The sequence below is a fragment of the Pseudomonas sp. 2957 genome, assembly GCF_031456345.1.
GTDB classification, from domain to species: domain Bacteria; phylum Pseudomonadota; class Gammaproteobacteria; order Pseudomonadales; family Pseudomonadaceae; genus Aquipseudomonas; species Aquipseudomonas siliginis.
The window spans coordinates 179,040-194,750 of record NZ_JAVDUL010000004.1 but is presented as its reverse complement, the minus strand read 5'-3'; the positions used below and the strand labels follow the sequence as shown (position 1 = coordinate 194,750).

14 protein-coding genes are annotated in these 15,711 nt (G+C 60.1%); 8 read left to right on the top strand and 6 right to left on the bottom strand.

Features of this window, described 5'->3' with window-relative positions; translation table 11 throughout:
• The first annotated feature begins 210 nt into the window (after positions 1-210).
• The 8 genes from J2Y39_RS15530 to J2Y39_RS15495 are packed head-to-tail and all read left to right on the top strand — an operon-like array spanning position 211 to position 9,199.
• Complete coding sequence (locus J2Y39_RS15530) at positions 211-1,125, top strand: GDP-mannose 4,6-dehydratase (protein ID WP_310218612.1); 915 nt, start codon at positions 211-213, stop codon at positions 1,123-1,125.
• Positions 1,122-2,093 carry a GDP-mannose 4,6-dehydratase gene (gene gmd / locus J2Y39_RS15525; RefSeq protein ID WP_105704732.1) on the top strand — a complete coding sequence of 324 codons (972 nt, stop codon included), beginning with the start codon at positions 1,122-1,124 and terminating at the stop codon, positions 2,091-2,093. Before J2Y39_RS15530 ends, gmd begins: the two co-directional genes overlap by 4 nt.
• 3 nt (positions 2,094-2,096) lie before the next feature.
• Entirely contained in the window at positions 2,097-3,539 is a 1,443-nt protein-coding gene (locus J2Y39_RS15520; RefSeq protein ID WP_056791065.1) for a mannose-1-phosphate guanylyltransferase/mannose-6-phosphate isomerase, read from the top strand.
• Positions 3,540-4,337, top strand: coding sequence for an ABC transporter permease (locus J2Y39_RS15515; RefSeq protein ID WP_095181175.1), 798 nt, complete (start codon positions 3,540-3,542; stop codon positions 4,335-4,337).
• Entirely contained in the window at positions 4,337-5,590 is a 1,254-nt protein-coding gene (locus J2Y39_RS15510) for an ABC transporter ATP-binding protein (protein WP_095181174.1), read from the top strand. The genes J2Y39_RS15515 and J2Y39_RS15510 overlap by 1 nt, the downstream gene beginning before the upstream one ends.
• A complete protein-coding gene (locus J2Y39_RS15505) occupies positions 5,587-6,954 on the top strand; it encodes a glycosyltransferase family 1 protein (RefSeq protein ID WP_256807500.1) in 1,368 nt (455 codons plus the stop codon). Before J2Y39_RS15510 ends, J2Y39_RS15505 begins: the two co-directional genes overlap by 4 nt.
• Entirely contained in the window at positions 6,938-8,068 is a 1,131-nt protein-coding gene (locus J2Y39_RS15500) for a glycosyltransferase family 1 protein (RefSeq protein ID WP_252877161.1), read from the top strand. The genes J2Y39_RS15505 and J2Y39_RS15500 overlap by 17 nt, the downstream gene beginning before the upstream one ends.
• Positions 8,069-9,199 (top strand): glycosyltransferase family 4 protein, encoded by a 1,131-nt coding sequence (locus tag J2Y39_RS15495; protein WP_150637255.1) that lies wholly within the window; start codon positions 8,069-8,071, stop codon positions 9,197-9,199. It begins immediately after the preceding gene.
• Positions 9,200-9,206: 7 nt separating this feature from the next.
• Here J2Y39_RS15495 and J2Y39_RS15490 read toward each other — a convergent pair whose 3' ends face one another.
• The 6 genes from J2Y39_RS15490 to J2Y39_RS15465 form a co-directional block, all read right to left on the bottom strand.
• Positions 9,207-9,833 carry a glutathione S-transferase family protein gene (locus tag J2Y39_RS15490; protein WP_252868517.1) on the bottom strand — a complete coding sequence of 209 codons (627 nt, stop codon included), beginning with the start codon at positions 9,831-9,833 and terminating at the stop codon, positions 9,207-9,209.
• A gap of 104 nt (positions 9,834-9,937) precedes the next feature.
• Positions 9,938-10,864 carry a LysR family transcriptional regulator gene (locus J2Y39_RS15485; protein WP_041476539.1) on the bottom strand — a complete coding sequence of 309 codons (927 nt, stop codon included), beginning with the start codon at positions 10,862-10,864 and terminating at the stop codon, positions 9,938-9,940.
• A 75-nt stretch (positions 10,865-10,939) separates the two neighbouring features.
• Positions 10,940-12,772, bottom strand: a complete 1,833-nt coding sequence (gene glmS, locus J2Y39_RS15480) for a glutamine--fructose-6-phosphate transaminase (isomerizing) (protein WP_041476529.1) — start codon at positions 12,770-12,772, stop codon at positions 10,940-10,942.
• A gap of 2 nt (positions 12,773-12,774) precedes the next feature.
• On the bottom strand, positions 12,775-13,551 hold the full coding sequence (locus J2Y39_RS15475; protein ID WP_016772409.1) for a DeoR/GlpR family DNA-binding transcription regulator: 777 nt from the start codon (positions 13,549-13,551) through the stop codon (positions 12,775-12,777).
• A 205-nt stretch (positions 13,552-13,756) separates the two neighbouring features.
• The gene (glmU, locus tag J2Y39_RS15470; protein WP_310218605.1) at positions 13,757-15,124 is read right to left on the bottom strand and encodes a bifunctional UDP-N-acetylglucosamine diphosphorylase/glucosamine-1-phosphate N-acetyltransferase GlmU; all 1,368 of its coding nucleotides are present in this window, start codon (positions 15,122-15,124) and stop codon (positions 13,757-13,759) included.
• Positions 15,125-15,242: 118 nt separating this feature from the next.
• Entirely contained in the window at positions 15,243-15,668 is a 426-nt protein-coding gene (locus J2Y39_RS15465) for a F0F1 ATP synthase subunit epsilon (RefSeq protein WP_016772407.1), read from the bottom strand.
• Positions 15,669-15,711: the final 43 nt, after the last annotated feature.

Sequence of the window (15,711 nt, the reverse complement as noted above, 5' to 3'; positions counted from 1 at the left end):
CCGGGCGAGAATAAATCGGACTATGCTGACGAGAACTGACCAGTCACGGTTTGCCCGGTTGAAATTGCCGAGCAATTGGCACAGATTGGCAACCAAACAACTACAACAACGGCTTCGCCTGCTGTTTGCGCGGATATTCCCCGCTGTATTTCAGACTTATCCCAAAAGCATCCGGGAAAGCGGCGCGAGTCATGACCAAGGGGTCGCTGTTTGAAAAAACGTCTGTTCGTCACGGGCCTCAGCGGCTTCGTGGGACAACACATTCAGTCTCGTCTGGCGTCGCCGGGCTCGTCGTGGGAGCTGCTGCCTGCCGCATCGGCCTACGACCTTACGAACGCCGACAGCCTCATCGACCTTTGGCCCGAAATGCCGGATGCAGTCATTCATCTGGCCGGACAGACCTTCGTGCCGGAAGCCTTTCGTGACCCGGCCCGCACCCTCGACATCAATTTCTTCGGCACCCTCAATCTGTTGCAGGCGCTCAAGGCTCGCGGCTTTGCCGGGACGTTTTTGTACGTCAGCTCCGGCGACGTTTACGGGCAAGTCGGCGAGCAGCACCTGCCGATCACCGAGCAACAACCACCGCTGCCACGCAATCCGTACGCGGTAAGCAAACTTTCAGCGGAGTTCCTCAGTTTGCAATGGGGCCTGAGTGAAGGCTGGCCAGTGCTGGTGGCGCGTCCGTTCAACCACATCGGCACCGGGCAGAAAGACAGCTTCGTCATCGCTAGCGCAGCCCGGCAGATCTGCCGCATCAAACAGAGCCTGCAAGCACCGCAACTGCAAGTCGGCGATATCGACGTGACCCGCGATTTCCTCGATGTCGGCGATGTGATTCGCGCGTACTTCGCATTGCTGGAAAACGGCACACCGGGGCAGGTCTACAACATCTGCTCGGGCCGCGAGCAAAGCATTCGCAGCCTGATCGAGCAATTGGCCGATCTGGCCGAAGTCGACGTTGAACTGGTGCCGGATCCGGCGCGCATGCGTCGCGCCGACCAGCGCCGCGTCTGCGGCAGCCACGCAAAACTGGCCAACGCCACAGGATGGGCGCCAGCCACCACCACACAACAATCCCTGCGGGCGATCCTGTCCGACTGGGAGATGCGAGTACGACAAGAATGACAAAAAGTGCACTGATTACCGGGATCACGGGCCAGGATGGCGCCTATCTGGCCAAACTGCTGCTGGACAAGGGTTACAAGGTTCACGGCCTCGTTGCTCGACGCAGCAGCGATTCACGCTGGCGCCTGCGCGAGATGGGTGTCGAAGCCGACATTGTCTACCTCGACGGCGACATGGCCGATGCCTGCTCGGTGCAGCGTGCGGTAATCAAATCGGCACCGGACGAAGTCTACAACCTCGCCGCACAGAGTTTTGTCGCCGCCTCCTGGGATCAACCGGTGACCACCGGCATCGTAGATGGATTGGGCGTGACACACCTGCTCGAAGCGATCCGTCAGTTCAGTCCGCACACGCGTTTTTATCAGGCCTCGACCAGCGAAATGTTCGGCCTGATCCAGGCTGAGCAACAGGACGAGAACACGCCATTCTACCCGCGCAGCCCTTACGGCGTAGCCAAGCTCTACGGCCACTGGATCACCGTCAACTACCGCGAAAGCTTCAACCTGCACGCCAGCAGCGGCATCCTCTTCAACCATGAATCACCGTTGCGCGGTATTGAGTTCGTCACACGCAAAGTCACCGACGCCGCCGCGCGCATCAAGCAGGGCAAACAGCACGAGTTGGCGCTTGGCAACATTGACGCCAAGCGCGATTGGGGCTTTGCCGGCGATTACGTCGAGGCCATGTGGTTGATGCTGCAACAGGACAAACCCGACGATTTTGTGGTCGCCACGGGCGTCACCACCACCGTGCGCGAAATGTGCCGCATTGCCTTCGATCACGTTGGCCTTAACTACCGTGACTACGTGAAGATCGACCCGGCGTTTTTCCGCCCGGCCGAAGTCGAAGTGCTGCTCGGCAATCCGGCCAAGGCTCAGCGCGTGCTGGGCTGGAAACCGAAAACCGACCTGGATACCTTGATCCGCATGATGATGGATGCGGACATGAAACGCGTCGCCAAGGAGTAGGCCATGCTGATTCCGGTGATTCTGTCCGGCGGTGCCGGCACCCGTTTGTGGCCGGTGTCCCGTGAGGGCCACCCCAAGCCGTTCATGACCCTGCCCGACGGCCAGTCGCTGCTGGGCAAGACCTACCAGCGAGCGGCGGCGTTGCTGGACGGCTGGGGCGACATCGTCACGGTGACCAACCGCGAGTATTACTTCCAGAGCAAGGATCACTATTGCGCGGCTCAGGTATCGCGCCATCGCGGGCACTTTCTGCTGGAGCCGAGCGGGCGCAATACCGCACCGGCGATCGCAGCGGCAGCACTGTCATTGCAGGCGCTGCATGGTGACGACGCAATCATGGTGGTGATGCCGGCGGATCATTTGATCGTCAATCAGGACGCCTTGAAGTGTGCGGTCGAGCACGCAGTGAATCTGGCGAAGGACGGTTATCTGGTGACCTTCGGCGTGGTCCCTACCGCGCCGGAAACCGGCTTCGGCTATATCGAAACCGGTGCGCCGCTGGATGCCAGAGGCGCGGCCAAGGTGCAGCGTTTCGTCGAGAAACCCGACCTGCAGACCGCCACGCATTACCTGGAGAGCGGCAACTTCCTGTGGAATTCGGGGATGTTCTGCTTCACCACCGCGACGCTCATTGCCGAACTGCAACTGCACGCACCCGAGTTGCTGGAACAGACCCGCGCCTGCATGGCCGTCAGCGCACCGGTCGAAACGGTCGGCTGCCTGCAACAGGAGTTGTCGTCGACCCTGTTTGCCGAGATCACTGACATCTCCATCGATTACGCATTGATGGAGCGCTCGGAAAAAGTCGTGGTAGTGCCCGCCGGTTTCGATTGGAGCGACATCGGTTCGTGGAACGCGGTCGCCGCGCTGATTCCCGCCGATGCTGATAACAACCGCGCCAGCGGCGAAGCGATCTTCATCGACAGCCACAACAACTTCGTGCAGAGCGAAGGCCGGCTGGTGGCGACCGTCGGTGTGGATAACCTGATCATCGTCGACACCGCCGACGCGGTGCTCGTGGCCCATGCCGACCGCGCTCAGGATGTGCGGCGCGTCGCCAAGCAGCTCAAGGACAAATCCCACGAAGCCTATCGCCTGCACCGCACCGTCAGCCGGCCCTGGGGCACCTACACCGTTCTTGAAGAAGGCCCGCGCTTCAAGATCAAGCGCATCGTGGTCAAACCCGGTGGCAAATTGTCGTTGCAGATGCACCATCACCGCAACGAGCACTGGGTGGTGGTCGAAGGCATGGCCAAGGTCACCAACAACGGTTCCGGCACGACCCTGGTCGCCAAGAATGAATCAACGTTCATCGCCGCCGGCCACAAGCATCGCCTGGAGAACCCCGGGGTGATCGACCTGGTCATCATTGAGGTGCAAAGCGGCGAATACCTGGGCGAGGACGATATCGTTCGCTTTGAAGATCAATACGGCAGGACGGTCTGAATGCTGCTTTCCCTGTACCGCTCGCTGCGCAGCTACCGTGGATTCATCCTCGGCAGCGTGCAGCGCGAGTTTCAAGCGCGTTATCGCAATTCGCTGTTCGGCGCGCTATGGCCGATTTTCAATCCGCTGTCGATGATCATTGTCTACACGGTGATCTTTTCCCAGATCATGCGCGCACGTTTACCGGGTGTGGACGACAGCATGGCCTACAGCGTCTACCTGTGCGCTGGTCTGCTGGCCTGGGGACTGTTTTCCGAAATAACCCTGCGCAGTCAGAACATGTTTCTGGAAAACGCCAACCTGCTGAAGAAAATCAGCTTCCCGAGGATCTGCCTGCCGGTGATTGTATTGATCAATGCCGGGATCAATTTCGCCATCATCATCAGTCTGTTTCTCGGTTTTCTGCTGATCACCGGGCGCTGGCCGGGAATGGCTTTGCTGGCGCTGATTCCGCTGATTGCTCTGCAAATGATGTTCTGCGCCGGGCTGGGCATGGTCCTAGGGGTGTTGAACGTGTTCTTTCGCGATGTCGGCCAGTTGTTCGGCATCTGCCTGCAGTTCTGGTTCTGGCTGACACCGATCGTCTACCCGATCACGATCCTGCCGGAATGGGTGCAGCGCCTGCTGCAACTCAACCCGCTGACCAACCTGTTCAGCAGTTATCAGAACCTGTTTCTCTACGGTCAGTGGCCGGTATGGAGTTCGCTGCTGCCGGTTTTCATTACTGGCGTGGTGTTCTGTCTGATCGGTCTGCGGCTGTTTCGCCAGCGCGTCGGCGAAATGGTGGATGAACTCTGATGGGACATATTCGCGTCACCGGCCTGGGCAAGGCCTATAAGCAATACCCAAACCGCTGGGCACGGCTGGCCGAGTGGCTGATTCCGTTTTCGCCGCTTCGGCATCAACAGCACTGGGTACTGCAAGATGTCGAATTCGAGATTGCTCCGGGTGAAGCGGTGGGTATCGTCGGCGCCAACGGAGCAGGCAAAAGCACCTTACTGAAAATGATCACCGGCACCACTCAACCCACCCAAGGCAAGATTGAATTGCAAGGGCGCGTCGCAGCGCTGCTGGAGCTGGGCATGGGTTTCCACCCAGACTTTACCGGTCGGCAGAACGCAATCATGGCCGGTCAGTTGTTGGGCATGCAGCTTGAAGAAATCCAGGCCCTGATGCCCGATATCGAGCGTTTTGCCGAAATCGGCGAAGCCATCGATCACCCGGTCCGCACTTACTCCAGCGGCATGCAGATGCGCCTGGCGTTCAGTGTCGCCACCGCCCGGCGCCCGGACATCCTGATCGTCGACGAAGCGCTGTCGGTGGGCGATGCCTATTTCCAGCACAAGAGCTTCGAACGCATCCGCAGCTTTCGCAAATCCGGCACGACGTTATTGATCGTGTCCCATGATCGCTTCGCGATTCAGTCGATTTGCGACTCGGCGATCCTGCTCAAGGATGGGCGCGTGGCCATGCGCGGCAAACCGGAGCCGGTTCTCGATTATTACAATGCGCTGATGGCCGAACGTGAGGGTCAGGTAGTACGCCAGGAAACGCTCGCCGGCGGCGAGGTGCAAACGGTCTCCGGCACCGGCGAGGCGGCGATTCTGAGCGTACGCCTGCTCGATGAAAACCAGCGCAGCATTGAGGCTGTCGAAGTCGGCCAACCGGTGGTGCTCGAAGTGCAGGTCGAAGTGCGCAAGGACATCGAACGGCTGGTGCTGGGCTTCATTCTCAAGGATCGCCTCGGCCAGATGATGTACGGCATCAACACCCACCGGCTGAACAAGGCATTGACCGATCTGCGCGCCGGTGAACGCTTCACCTATCGCTTCGCCTTCATCATGGGCCTGGGCAAAGGCAACTATTCGGTGTCGCTGAGCCTGTCGCGTCTGGACTCACATCTGGATCGCAATTTCGAGTGGCGTGACTACGGGATGGTGTTCCAGGTGATCAACAGCCGTCGGGAAGACTTCGTCGGCTGTACCTGGCTGGACGCTAAAACCACCATCAGCCGCGACACCGAGGCCCGGCCTGTCGAGCGTGCGCCATGACCCGCCTCTTGGTTGAATGCACTCACGTATTCAAACACCCCAAGATCAATTCGGGGATCCAGCGCGTGGTGCGCAACGTCATCAAGCAGCTGCCCGCCAGCGCTGACGGCGTCGAGTGCATGCCGGTGGTGGTGATCAATCGCCAGCTCTACCGCGTGCTGCAACTGGCGCCACTCGATACACCGTTCTGGAACAGCCTCGAAACCTTCGGTGAACGCCTGGAGCGCCTCGCCCATCGTTTCTGGCAGTGGCATCAGCGCCGCGATGCGCTATGCACTTCGAAACTGGCGCGGCGGCTCCTTTACGCCAGCTATCGGTTGACCCAGTTTGCCGTGCTCGGCCTGCCGATTCGGCTCGTCAGACGGATCAATCGCAGGCAGCTGCTTAAACGTTGCTCGCCGCTTCAACACCACCCGGGCGATCAACTGGTGCTGCTGGATTCATCCTGGCACTCGGACTTTTTCGCCCATGTCGAGCAGCTCAAACGCGACGGCGTCGGCATGATCGCGGTGATCTACGACCTTATTCCGCTGACGCATCCGCAGTTTTACGACACGCGGCTGGTCGAAGTTTTCAATGAGTGGTTCGCCTGGATCACCCGCACGGCCGATGGCTACATGGCGATTTCCGCCACAGTGCGTGATCAGGTGCGTGGTGAATTGCAACGCAGAATCGGTGCCGAGCAGACTGAAAAGCGCTGGTTCGATTACTTTTATCTGGGGTCCGAGCTCGATCTGCAGCACAGCCAAGCCACGGTCGAACCGCGCCTGAGTGACCTGTTCACTGCGACCGAAGCGGTTTTTCTGATGGTCAGCACCATCGAGCCGCGCAAGAACCATGGGTACCTGCTCGACGCCTTCGAACGCGCCTGGGCTGCCGGCTCGACCGCACGCTTGTGCATCGCCGGGCGTATCGGCTGGAAATGCGAGGCGCTGCTTGAGCGAATCCGCAATCATCCGGAACTGAATCGGCGCCTGTTCATGTTCAATGACCTGAGCGACACCAGCCTGGAATACGCATACGCGCAGGCCAGTGCGCTGGTCTTCCCCTCGTTCGTCGAAGGCTTCGGCCTGCCGCTGGTGGAAGCGATGCAACGCGGGTTGCCGGCAATGGGCAGCGACATCGCGGTATTCCGCGAAATCGGTGGCGAGTTCATGGCTTATTTCGATCTGCAGGACCCACAAAGCCTTGCCGATCTGATCGAAACCTATCAGCGCAGCGGACAGTTTCCCGCCGCCCGCGACGTCGCTGACTGGCGCTGGATCGGCTGGCGCGAGGCCAGTGAGCATTTGGCGACACGCAGCCTTGCCCATGTTCAGCAGGCCCTGCGCGTGCAAGCGAGGCCGCATGCGCATTGCTCTTAACGCCCGCATCCTGCAGGCGCCGCGCACCGGCATTGGCCACTACGTCGCCGAACTGGTCAACGCCTTGCGCAGCGAACCTGATGTGGACGTAAGCCTGTTTCATGGCTGGGGCTGGAGTTCGGCCCTGCCGGACGCGGCCATGCCCGGCTACTCGCGCATGACGCCATTGCTGCGAAAAATTCCCGGGGCCTATCAGGCACGCCGCTGGCTGGAGCAGAAACGTTTTGATCAGGGGCGTGCACAAGGGCTCGATCTTTATCACGAGCCGAGCCTGTGGCCGCTGGCCTTCGACGGCCCAACCGTGATCACCCTGCATGATCTGACGCACCTGCATTTTCCAGAAACCCAACCGCCAGCACGGCTGAGGGAGATCGAACGTCGTCTGGCCGCCGGCGTGGAGCAGGCGCGGGTCATTCTGACCGATTCGCAGGCGATCGCTGACGAGGCGCAAACCTATTTCAATCTCCCTGCACAGCAATTCGTTGTGGCGCCGTTGGGTGTGTCCGAACGCTTCCGTCCCCGGCCACTTGAGGAAATCGACAGTGTGCTCAAGGCTCACGCCGTCCAGGCACGGGAATATTTCCTCTGTGTCGGCACCCTGGAGCCGCGCAAGAACCTGAGCCTGGCGTTGCAGGCCCACGCCCTGCTGCCAGACGCCGTGCGCCAGCGCTTTCCCTTGTTGATTGCAGGCATGGCCGGATGGCAGCGCGAGCAGTTCAGCGAGCCACTGCGCCAGGCATTGGCCAGCGGCCACGTGTGCCTGCTCGGCTATCTGCCCGATGAGCAATTGGCGCAACTGCTGGCCGGCGCCCGGGCGCTGATATTTCCGTCGTTGTATGAGGGCTTTGGCTTGCCGGTGCTGGAAGCCATGGCCAGTGGCACACCGGTGGTGACCACCCGTTCTTCGGCGATGCCGGAAGTGGCTGGCGCGGCTGGCAACTATATTGAAGCGGACGATGCCGAGGGTCTGCGTGATGCAATGGGCCGGCTGATCGACGACTCGCTGCATTGGCAGGCCTGCCGCGAAGCGGGATTGCAGCAGGCGGCACTTTTTTCCTGGCAACGTTGTGCACAGGCTACGGCTGGTGCCTACCGCCAGGCCATGGGAGGTTGAATGCGCGTTCTTCATTTCTTCAAGACGTACCTGCCCGATTCGGTCGGCGGCATCGAACAAGTCATCTTTCAGTTGTGCGAAAGCGGCGCTCAGCATGGCATCGATGGGCAAGTGCTGACCCTCAGCACCAATCCGACACCGCCCGTGGTGCAACTGGGTCAGCACGAAGTACATCGGGCGAAGCTGGATGTCCAGTTCGCCTCCACTGGCTTTTCCTGGAGTGTGTTCAAGCAGTTCCGTGAGCTGGCCGCCGAAGCCGACGTGATCAACTATCACTTCCCGTGGCCATTCATGGACCTGGTGCATTTCGCCAGCGCTGTGAACAAGCCGAGCGTAGTTACTTATCACTCGGACATCATTCGCCAAAAGCATCTGCTCAAGCTCTATCGGCCACTGATGAATCGCTTCCTCGCCAGCGCCGACCGCATCGTTGCTGCATCGCCGAACTATCTGCACACCAGCGATGTGCTGCAGCAGTTTCAGGACAAGACCCGCGTTATCCCCTACGGCCTGAATAAAGCAGGTTATCCACAGCCCGATACCGAACGCATGAACCGCTGGCGCCAACAGCTTGGGGATAAGTTTTTTCTGTTCGTCGGGGTGATGCGTTATTACAAGGGTCTGCACATCCTGCTCGACGCGCTCAAAGACATCGATTATCCCGTGGTGATTGTCGGTGCCGGTCCGCTGGAGCAGGAACTGCATGCACAGGCCGCCGCGCTGGGCCTGCGCAATATTCATTTCCTCGGCCGTCTGAGTGACCAGGACAAAGTGGCGTTGCTGCAATTGAGTTACGCGATCGTATTTCCTTCGCACCTGCGCTCCGAGGCTTTCGGGATTTCGTTGCTCGAAGGCGCGATGTACGGTAAACCGATGATCTCCAGCGAAATCGGCACCGGCACCAGTTTCATCAATATCCACAACGAAACCGGACTGGTGGTGCCGCCGAGCAATCCACAGGCCTTTCGGGAAGCCATGCGTACGCTATGGGACAACCCTGAGCGTGCTGCCGAGATGGGGGTCAAAGCGGAAGCGCGCTATCGGCAGCTGTTCACCGCCGATGAGATGGGTCGCAAGTGGACAGAGCTGTATCAGGAACTGCTGGCTGAAAAGGCTCTGTCCTACGCTTGAGTGGAGGTCACGCGGTTTTCTGCAACCCGGCCACCGTGCGCGGCATTGCGACAAAACCCGGCAACGCTTCGATCCGTGCCAGCCAGGCGCGAACGTTGGCGTAGTCATCCAGCGCGACATTGCCCTCCGGCGCATGTGCAATGTAGCTGTAGGCAGACACGTCAGCGATGGTCGGTTCTTCGCCCGCCAGATACGCTGTTTTGCCCAACTCCAGCTCCATGACCTTGAGCAGATTGTGCGCACGGCCAATGACTTCCTCGGCATTCAGTTGCGCACCAAACACCGTGATCAGGCGTGCCGCCGCCGGGCCAAAGGCAATCGGTCCCGCCGCTGCCGACAACCAGCGCTGCACATGCGCTGCGCCCACCGGATCGGCCGGCAGCCAGCGTCCGTTGCCATATTTCTGCGCCAGATAAACCAGAATCGCGTTGGAATCGGCCAGCACCACGCCGTTGTCATCAATCGCCGGCACTTGGCCAAAGCTGTTGATCGCCAGGTACTGCGGCTGCTTGTGCTCACCTTTGGCCAGATCGACGAAGATCAGCTCGGTCGGCAGTTGCAGCAGCGACAGCATCAACTCGACGCGGTGGGCGTGACCGGAACGGGGAAAGTTGTAGAGTTTGATCGCTTGCATGGTCGACTCCGCTGGAAAGTGACGTCGCTACGGGGATGAGCGCGTCGATGGAGTCATCATCTATGGGTTGTCGGAACAACAGAATAACCAGCCACTGCAATCGATTATTTCATCTCGTGCAATAACGCCGCAGCACTCAAGGCTGGATGCTCACGCAGCGCCTTCACGGCGAAGTCGACAAAACTGCGGATCCGCGCCGGTGCCTTGCGCCCGCCCTGATACACCACATGGATCGGCAACGGTGGCAATTCAAACTCGGCGAGGACGATTTCCAGCTCCCCCGCCGCGACTTTGTCCGCCACTTGATACGACAGCACTCGCGTCAGGCCCAGGCCTTTGCGCGCGGCAGTGATCGCCGACTGATTGGCCGTGACGGTCAGGCGCGGTTCGGTGCGCACACTGAGTGCTTCACCGCCGTCGAGAAACGGCCAGTTGCGTTGCTGACCGATCGCCGATGTCGCCACCACCGGCAATCCGGCCAAGGCCTGCGGATGCTCCGGGCGGCCATGTTCAGCCAGAAACCCCGGCGAAGCACAGATTACCCGCCGCACTTCCCCGACGCGAATCGCATGCTGATTGCTGTCCGGCAGCTCACCGATGCGTACCGCGACATCAATGCCCTCCTCGACCATGTTGACGACCCGGTCCAGCAACAGCGCGTTGATCGACACATCCGGATAACGACAAAGGTAATCGGCCATCACTGGCGTCACGAACAGATCGCCAAACAGCACCGGCGCAGTAATCGTCAACTGCCCGCGCGGCAAGGCATGGCTGCCCGCCGCCGAATCCTCGGCCTCCTGCACCTCGGCAAGAATCCGCCGGCAGTCATCGAAATAACGCTGCCCGGCTTCGGTGAGATGCACGGTGCGCGTGGTACGCACCAGCAGCTGCGTACCGATATGCTGCTCCAGCGCCGCCACCGCCCGGGTGACACTCGCCGCCGACAGACCCAGACGCCGCGACGCCGCCGAAAAGCCTTGCTCCTGGGCGACGACAACGAAGATCTGCATTTCCTGAAAGCGGTCCATGGGGTTCCTCGGCGGCGGATACGACAATCGCAGCCGAGGCTGCGATTGTGGGAGCGTAGATCAACGGTGGATAACTTATTCCACGGTGACCGATTTCGCCAGGTTGCGCGGCTGATCAACGTCGGTGCCCTTGAGCACGGCCACGTAGTAAGACAGCAGTTGCAGCGGAATCGTATAAAGGATCGGCGAGAGAATGTCGTGGATGTGCGGCATTTGCACCACGTGGGTGCCTTCGCCGTTGGTCATCGCAGCCTTCTCATCCGCGAACACGATCAACTCGCCGCCGCGAGCGCGGACTTCCTGCAGGTTGGATTTGAGCTTCTCCAGCAGTTCGTTGTTCGGCGCGACGGTCACCACTGGCATGTCGTTATCCACAAGTGCCAGCGGCCCGTGTTTGAGCTCGCCGGCCGGGTAGGCTTCGGCATGGATGTAGGAGATCTCCTTGAGCTTCAAGGCACCTTCCATTGCTACCGGGAATTGCGCGCCGCGGCCGAGGAACAGGGTGTGGTTTTTCTCGGCAAACAGCTCGGCGATTTTTTCCACGGTGCTGTCCATCGCCAGCGCTTCGCCGAGGCGAGTCGGCAGGCGACGCAGTTCTTCGACCAGCGTGGCTTCGACGCCATTGGCCAGAGTGCCGCGCACCTGACCCAGCGACAAAGTCAGCAGCAACAGGCCGACCAGTTGCGTGGTAAAGGCTTTGGTCGAGGCCACACCGATTTCGCGGCCGGCCTGGGTCAAAAGAGTCAGGTCGGATTCACGCACCAGCGAGCTGATGCCGACGTTGCAGATCGCCAGGCTGGCGAGGAAGCCCAGCTCTTTGGCATTGCGCAGGGCCGCGAGGGTGTCAGCGGTTTCGCCGGACTGCGAGATGGTCACGAACAGCGTGTCCGGCTGCACCACCACTTTGCGATAACGGAATTCACTGGCGACTTCCACCTGGCACGGGATGCCGGCCAGTTCTTCGAGCCAGTAACGCGCGACCATGCCGGCGTGATAACTGGTGCCGCAGGCAACGATCTGCACGTTGCGCACTTTGGCAAACAGCTCGGCAGCTTGTGGACCGAAGGCCTCAACCAGCACTTGATTGTTGCCCAGGCGACCTTCGAGGGTGCGCTGGACCACGGCCGGCTGCTCGTGGATTTCCTTGAGCATGTAGTGGCGGAACTCACCCTTGTCGGCGGCTTCGGCACCGTCGGTGTACTGCACGGTCTGGCGCTCGACAGCGTTGCCGTTCACGTCCCAGATCTGCACGCTGTCGCGACGGATTTCAGCGATATCGCCTTCTTCCAGGTACATGAAGCGGTCAGTGACCTGACGCAGAGCGAGTTGGTCGGAAGCGAGGAAGTTCTCGCCCAGACCCAGGCCGATCACCAATGGACTGCCACTGCGCGCGGCAACCAGGCGATCCGGTTGGCTCGCATTGATCACCGCCAGACCGTAGGCACCGTGCAGCTCCTTGACAGTCGCTTTGAGCGCGGCAGTCAGGTCCGGTTGTTCCTTGAGCTTGTGGGTCAGCAGGTGGGCGATGACTTCGGTGTCGGTGTCCGAGCTGAACGAGTAACCCAAGGCTTTGAGTTGTTCGCGCAGGGCTTCGTGGTTCTCGATGATGCCGTTGTGCACCACCGCGATGTCACCGGAAAAATGCGGGTGAGCGTTGCGCTCGCACGGCGCGCCATGGGTCGCCCAACGGGTGTGGGCGATACCGAGACGACCGGACAGCGGCTGTTCGGTCAGGGCGGTTTCCAGCTCACTGACCTTGCCCGGACGGCGCATGCGTTCCAGGGTCTGGTCATTGGTATAAACCGCCACACCGGCGCTGTCATAGCCGCGGTATTCGAGGCGCTTCAGGCCTTCGAGAAGGATGGCGGTGATATTACGTTCAGCTACAGCGCCGACAATGCCACACATGGTTATTTCTCCTGACTGACAGCCGCACAGATCAAAGTGATCCCGCGGGCCTGAAGCTGATCGCGTGCCTCGACAGACAGGCGATCATCGGTAATGAGGGTATGGATGCTGCTCCAGGGCAGCTCCAGGTTGGGAATCTTGCGACCGATCTTGTCGGCCTCGACCATGACGATGACTTCTCGCGCAACGTCGGCCATGACCCGGCTGAGGCCGAGCAACTCGTTAAAGGTTGTAGTGCCGCGAACCAGATCGATACCGTCGGCGCCGATGAACAGTTGGTCGAAGTCGTAAGAGCGTAGTACCTGCTCGGCGACCTGGCCCTGAAAGGATTCCGAGTGCGGATCCCAGGTGCCACCGGTCATCAGCAGCACCGGCTCGTGTTCCAGTTCGCTCAAGGCGTTGGCAACATGCAGCGAGTTAGTCATCACCACCAGGCCCGGTTGCTGGCCCAGTTCGGGAATCATTGCGGCGGTGGTGCTGCCGCTGTCGATGATGATGCGCGCGTGCTCGCGGATGCGTTTTACAGCCGCGCGAGCGATCGCCTGCTTGTACTTGGAAATACTCTGCGCCGTTTCTGCGACCAGCTCTTGCGGCATGGTGATCGCCCCGCCGTAACGACGCAGCAACAGACCATGGGTTTCCAGCGCGGCGAGATCCTTGCGAATCGTAACTTCGGAAGTTTCGAAACGCTTGGCCAGCTCGTCGACACTGACTTCGCCCTGCTCATTGAGCAAGGCGAGGATGTTATGGCGACGTTGAGGAGTATTGCGCTTGGACATGGCAGCTTAAGTTTCGATTCGAAAGATAACGCAAGCAATGAAACTCTATCGAAAGGTTGCCGTCAAGACGCGGGGAGAAAAATTCAGAAAGATTGAAATGACTGTGGGAGCGAGCCCGCTCGCGAAAGGAGTCTCAGCCACTGAAGACGTGACCGGAAAACCGCATTCGCGAGCAGGCTCGCTCCTACAAAGGATTGTGGATAAATCAGGATTTTTTGATTTTTTCCGGCCGCTTCCAGCCGTCGATGTTCTTCTGGCGGGCTCGGCCTACCGCCAACTGAGCGTTATCCACATTTTGCGTGATGGTCGAGCCGGCCGCAGTCGTCGCACCGTTGGAGATATCCACAGGCGCGACCAGCGAGTTGTTGGAACCGATGAACACATCAGCACCCAGCACGGTTTTCCACTTGTTCGCGCCATCGTAGTTGCAAGTGATGGTGCCGGCGCCGATGTTGGTTCGTGCGCCGATTTCGGCATCGCCCAGATAGGTCAGGTGGCCAGCCTTGGCACCTTCGCCCATGTGTGCATTTTTCAGCTCAACGAAGTTACCCACATGGGCGTGCGCTTCGAGCACAGTGCCCGGGCGCAAACGCGCGAAGGGACCAGCGTCACTGCCTTCACCGAGAATGGCGCCTTCTATATGACTGTTGGCCTTGATTACCACGCCTTTGCGCAGGGTGCTGTCCTTGATCACGCAGTTCGGGCCGATCTGTACGTCGTCTTGGATGATGACCTTGCCTTCGAGGATCACGTTGATGTCGATCAGCACATCGCGACCGACGCTGACTTCGCCGCGTACGTCGAAGCGGGCCGGGTCACGCAGGGTCACGCCCTCAGCCATCAGGCGGCGGCCGGCGCGCAACTGGTAATGACGCTCCAGTTCAGAGAGCTGCTTGCGATCGTTGGCGCCCTGCACTTCCATCGGGTCGTGCGGCTGTTCGGTGGCAACCACCAGACCATCGCTGACCGCCATTTCGATCACGTCGGTAAGGTAGTACTCGCCCTGCGCGTTATTGTTCGACAGGCGACTCATCCAGTCCGCCAGGCGATTGGCCGGCACAGCGAGGATGCCGGTGTTGCCTTCGGTGATCGCACGTTGCGCTTCGCTGGCGTCTTTGTGCTCGACGATTGCCGCGACCTTGCCGTCAGCATCACGCACGATGCGGCCGTAACCGGTCGGGTCATCCAGCTCGACAGTGAGCAAACCCATCTGGCCCGGCACGACATGCTTGAGCAGACGTTGCAGGGTTTCGACTTCAATCAGCGGCACATCGCCGTAAAGAATCAGCACAGTGTCGGCATCAATGAACGGCACCGCCTGGGCGGTGGCATGGCCAGTGCCCAGTTGCTTGTCCTGCAACACGAAATTCAGGTCATCAGCTGCCAGACGCTCACGCACCACATCGGCACCGTGCCCGATCACTACGTGGATGCGCTGTGGATCAAGTTGCCGGGCGCTGTGGATAACATGGCCGAGCATGGAGTTGCCGGCAATCGGGTGCAGCACTTTGGGCAGCGCCGAGCGCATGCGAGTGCCTTGACCGGCCGCGAGGATAACGATTTCGAGAGACATGACTGGCTACCAATCCTGGGTGGTCAGCAACTGCGACCGGTTTGTGGGAATTCGGAAAAGAAAAAAGGGTAGCCGAGGCTACCCTTTTTTATCAATCGCACAACAAGCGGATGACGGATTAACCGCCAAACTTCTTGCGGATCTGCTGGACGGTGCGCAGCTGGGCTGCAGCCTCGGCCAGACGAGTGGCAGCGGCGCCGTAATCGAAGTCCGCGCCTTTTTCGTTCAGGGCATTCTCGGCAGCCTTGAGAGCTGCCTGAGCCTGAGCTTCATCCAGGTCGGCGGCACGTTGCACGGTATCGGCAAGTACCTTGACCATGTTCGGCTGAACCTCGAGGAAACCACCGGAGATGTAGAACACCTCGGCTTCCCCGCCTTGCTTGATCAGGCGGATCGGACCCGGCTTGAGATTAGTGATCAGCGGCGCGTGACCCAGAGCGATACCAAGATCACCCAGTGCACCGTGCGCAATCACCATCTCGACCAGGCCGGAAAAGATTTCCCCTTCCGCGCTGACGATATCGCAATGGACTGTCATAGCCATCTGATTGCCTCAACCTAAATTAGCGCCCGTTGCCGGGCGCCGG

Excerpts from the sequence above, each read along its gene's own strand:
- J2Y39_RS15510 (WP_095181174.1), top strand. The coding sequence starts at position 4,337 with ATGGGACATATTCGCGTCACCGGCCTGGGCAAGGCCTATAAGCAATAC.
- J2Y39_RS15465 (WP_016772407.1), bottom strand. The coding sequence starts at position 15,668 with ATGGCTATGACAGTCCATTGCGATATCGTCAGCGCGGAAGGGGAAATC.
- J2Y39_RS15490 (WP_252868517.1), bottom strand. The coding sequence starts at position 9,833 with ATGCAAGCGATCAAACTCTACAACTTTCCCCGTTCCGGTCACGCCCAC.
- J2Y39_RS15475 (WP_016772409.1), bottom strand. The coding sequence starts at position 13,551 with ATGTCCAAGCGCAATACTCCTCAACGTCGCCATAACATCCTCGCCTTG.
- J2Y39_RS15515 (WP_095181175.1), top strand. The coding sequence starts at position 3,540 with ATGCTGCTTTCCCTGTACCGCTCGCTGCGCAGCTACCGTGGATTCATC.
- gmd (WP_105704732.1), top strand. The coding sequence starts at position 1,122 with ATGACAAAAAGTGCACTGATTACCGGGATCACGGGCCAGGATGGCGCC.
- glmU (WP_310218605.1), bottom strand. The coding sequence starts at position 15,124 with ATGTCTCTCGAAATCGTTATCCTCGCGGCCGGTCAAGGCACTCGCATG.
- J2Y39_RS15500 (WP_252877161.1), top strand. The coding sequence starts at position 6,938 with ATGCGCATTGCTCTTAACGCCCGCATCCTGCAGGCGCCGCGCACCGGC.
- J2Y39_RS15495 (WP_150637255.1), top strand. The coding sequence starts at position 8,069 with ATGCGCGTTCTTCATTTCTTCAAGACGTACCTGCCCGATTCGGTCGGC.
- J2Y39_RS15485 (WP_041476539.1), bottom strand. The coding sequence starts at position 10,864 with ATGGACCGCTTTCAGGAAATGCAGATCTTCGTTGTCGTCGCCCAGGAG.
- glmS (WP_041476529.1), bottom strand. The coding sequence starts at position 12,772 with ATGTGTGGCATTGTCGGCGCTGTAGCTGAACGTAATATCACCGCCATC.
- J2Y39_RS15505 (WP_256807500.1), top strand. The coding sequence starts at position 5,587 with ATGACCCGCCTCTTGGTTGAATGCACTCACGTATTCAAACACCCCAAG.
- J2Y39_RS15520 (WP_056791065.1), top strand. The coding sequence starts at position 2,097 with ATGCTGATTCCGGTGATTCTGTCCGGCGGTGCCGGCACCCGTTTGTGG.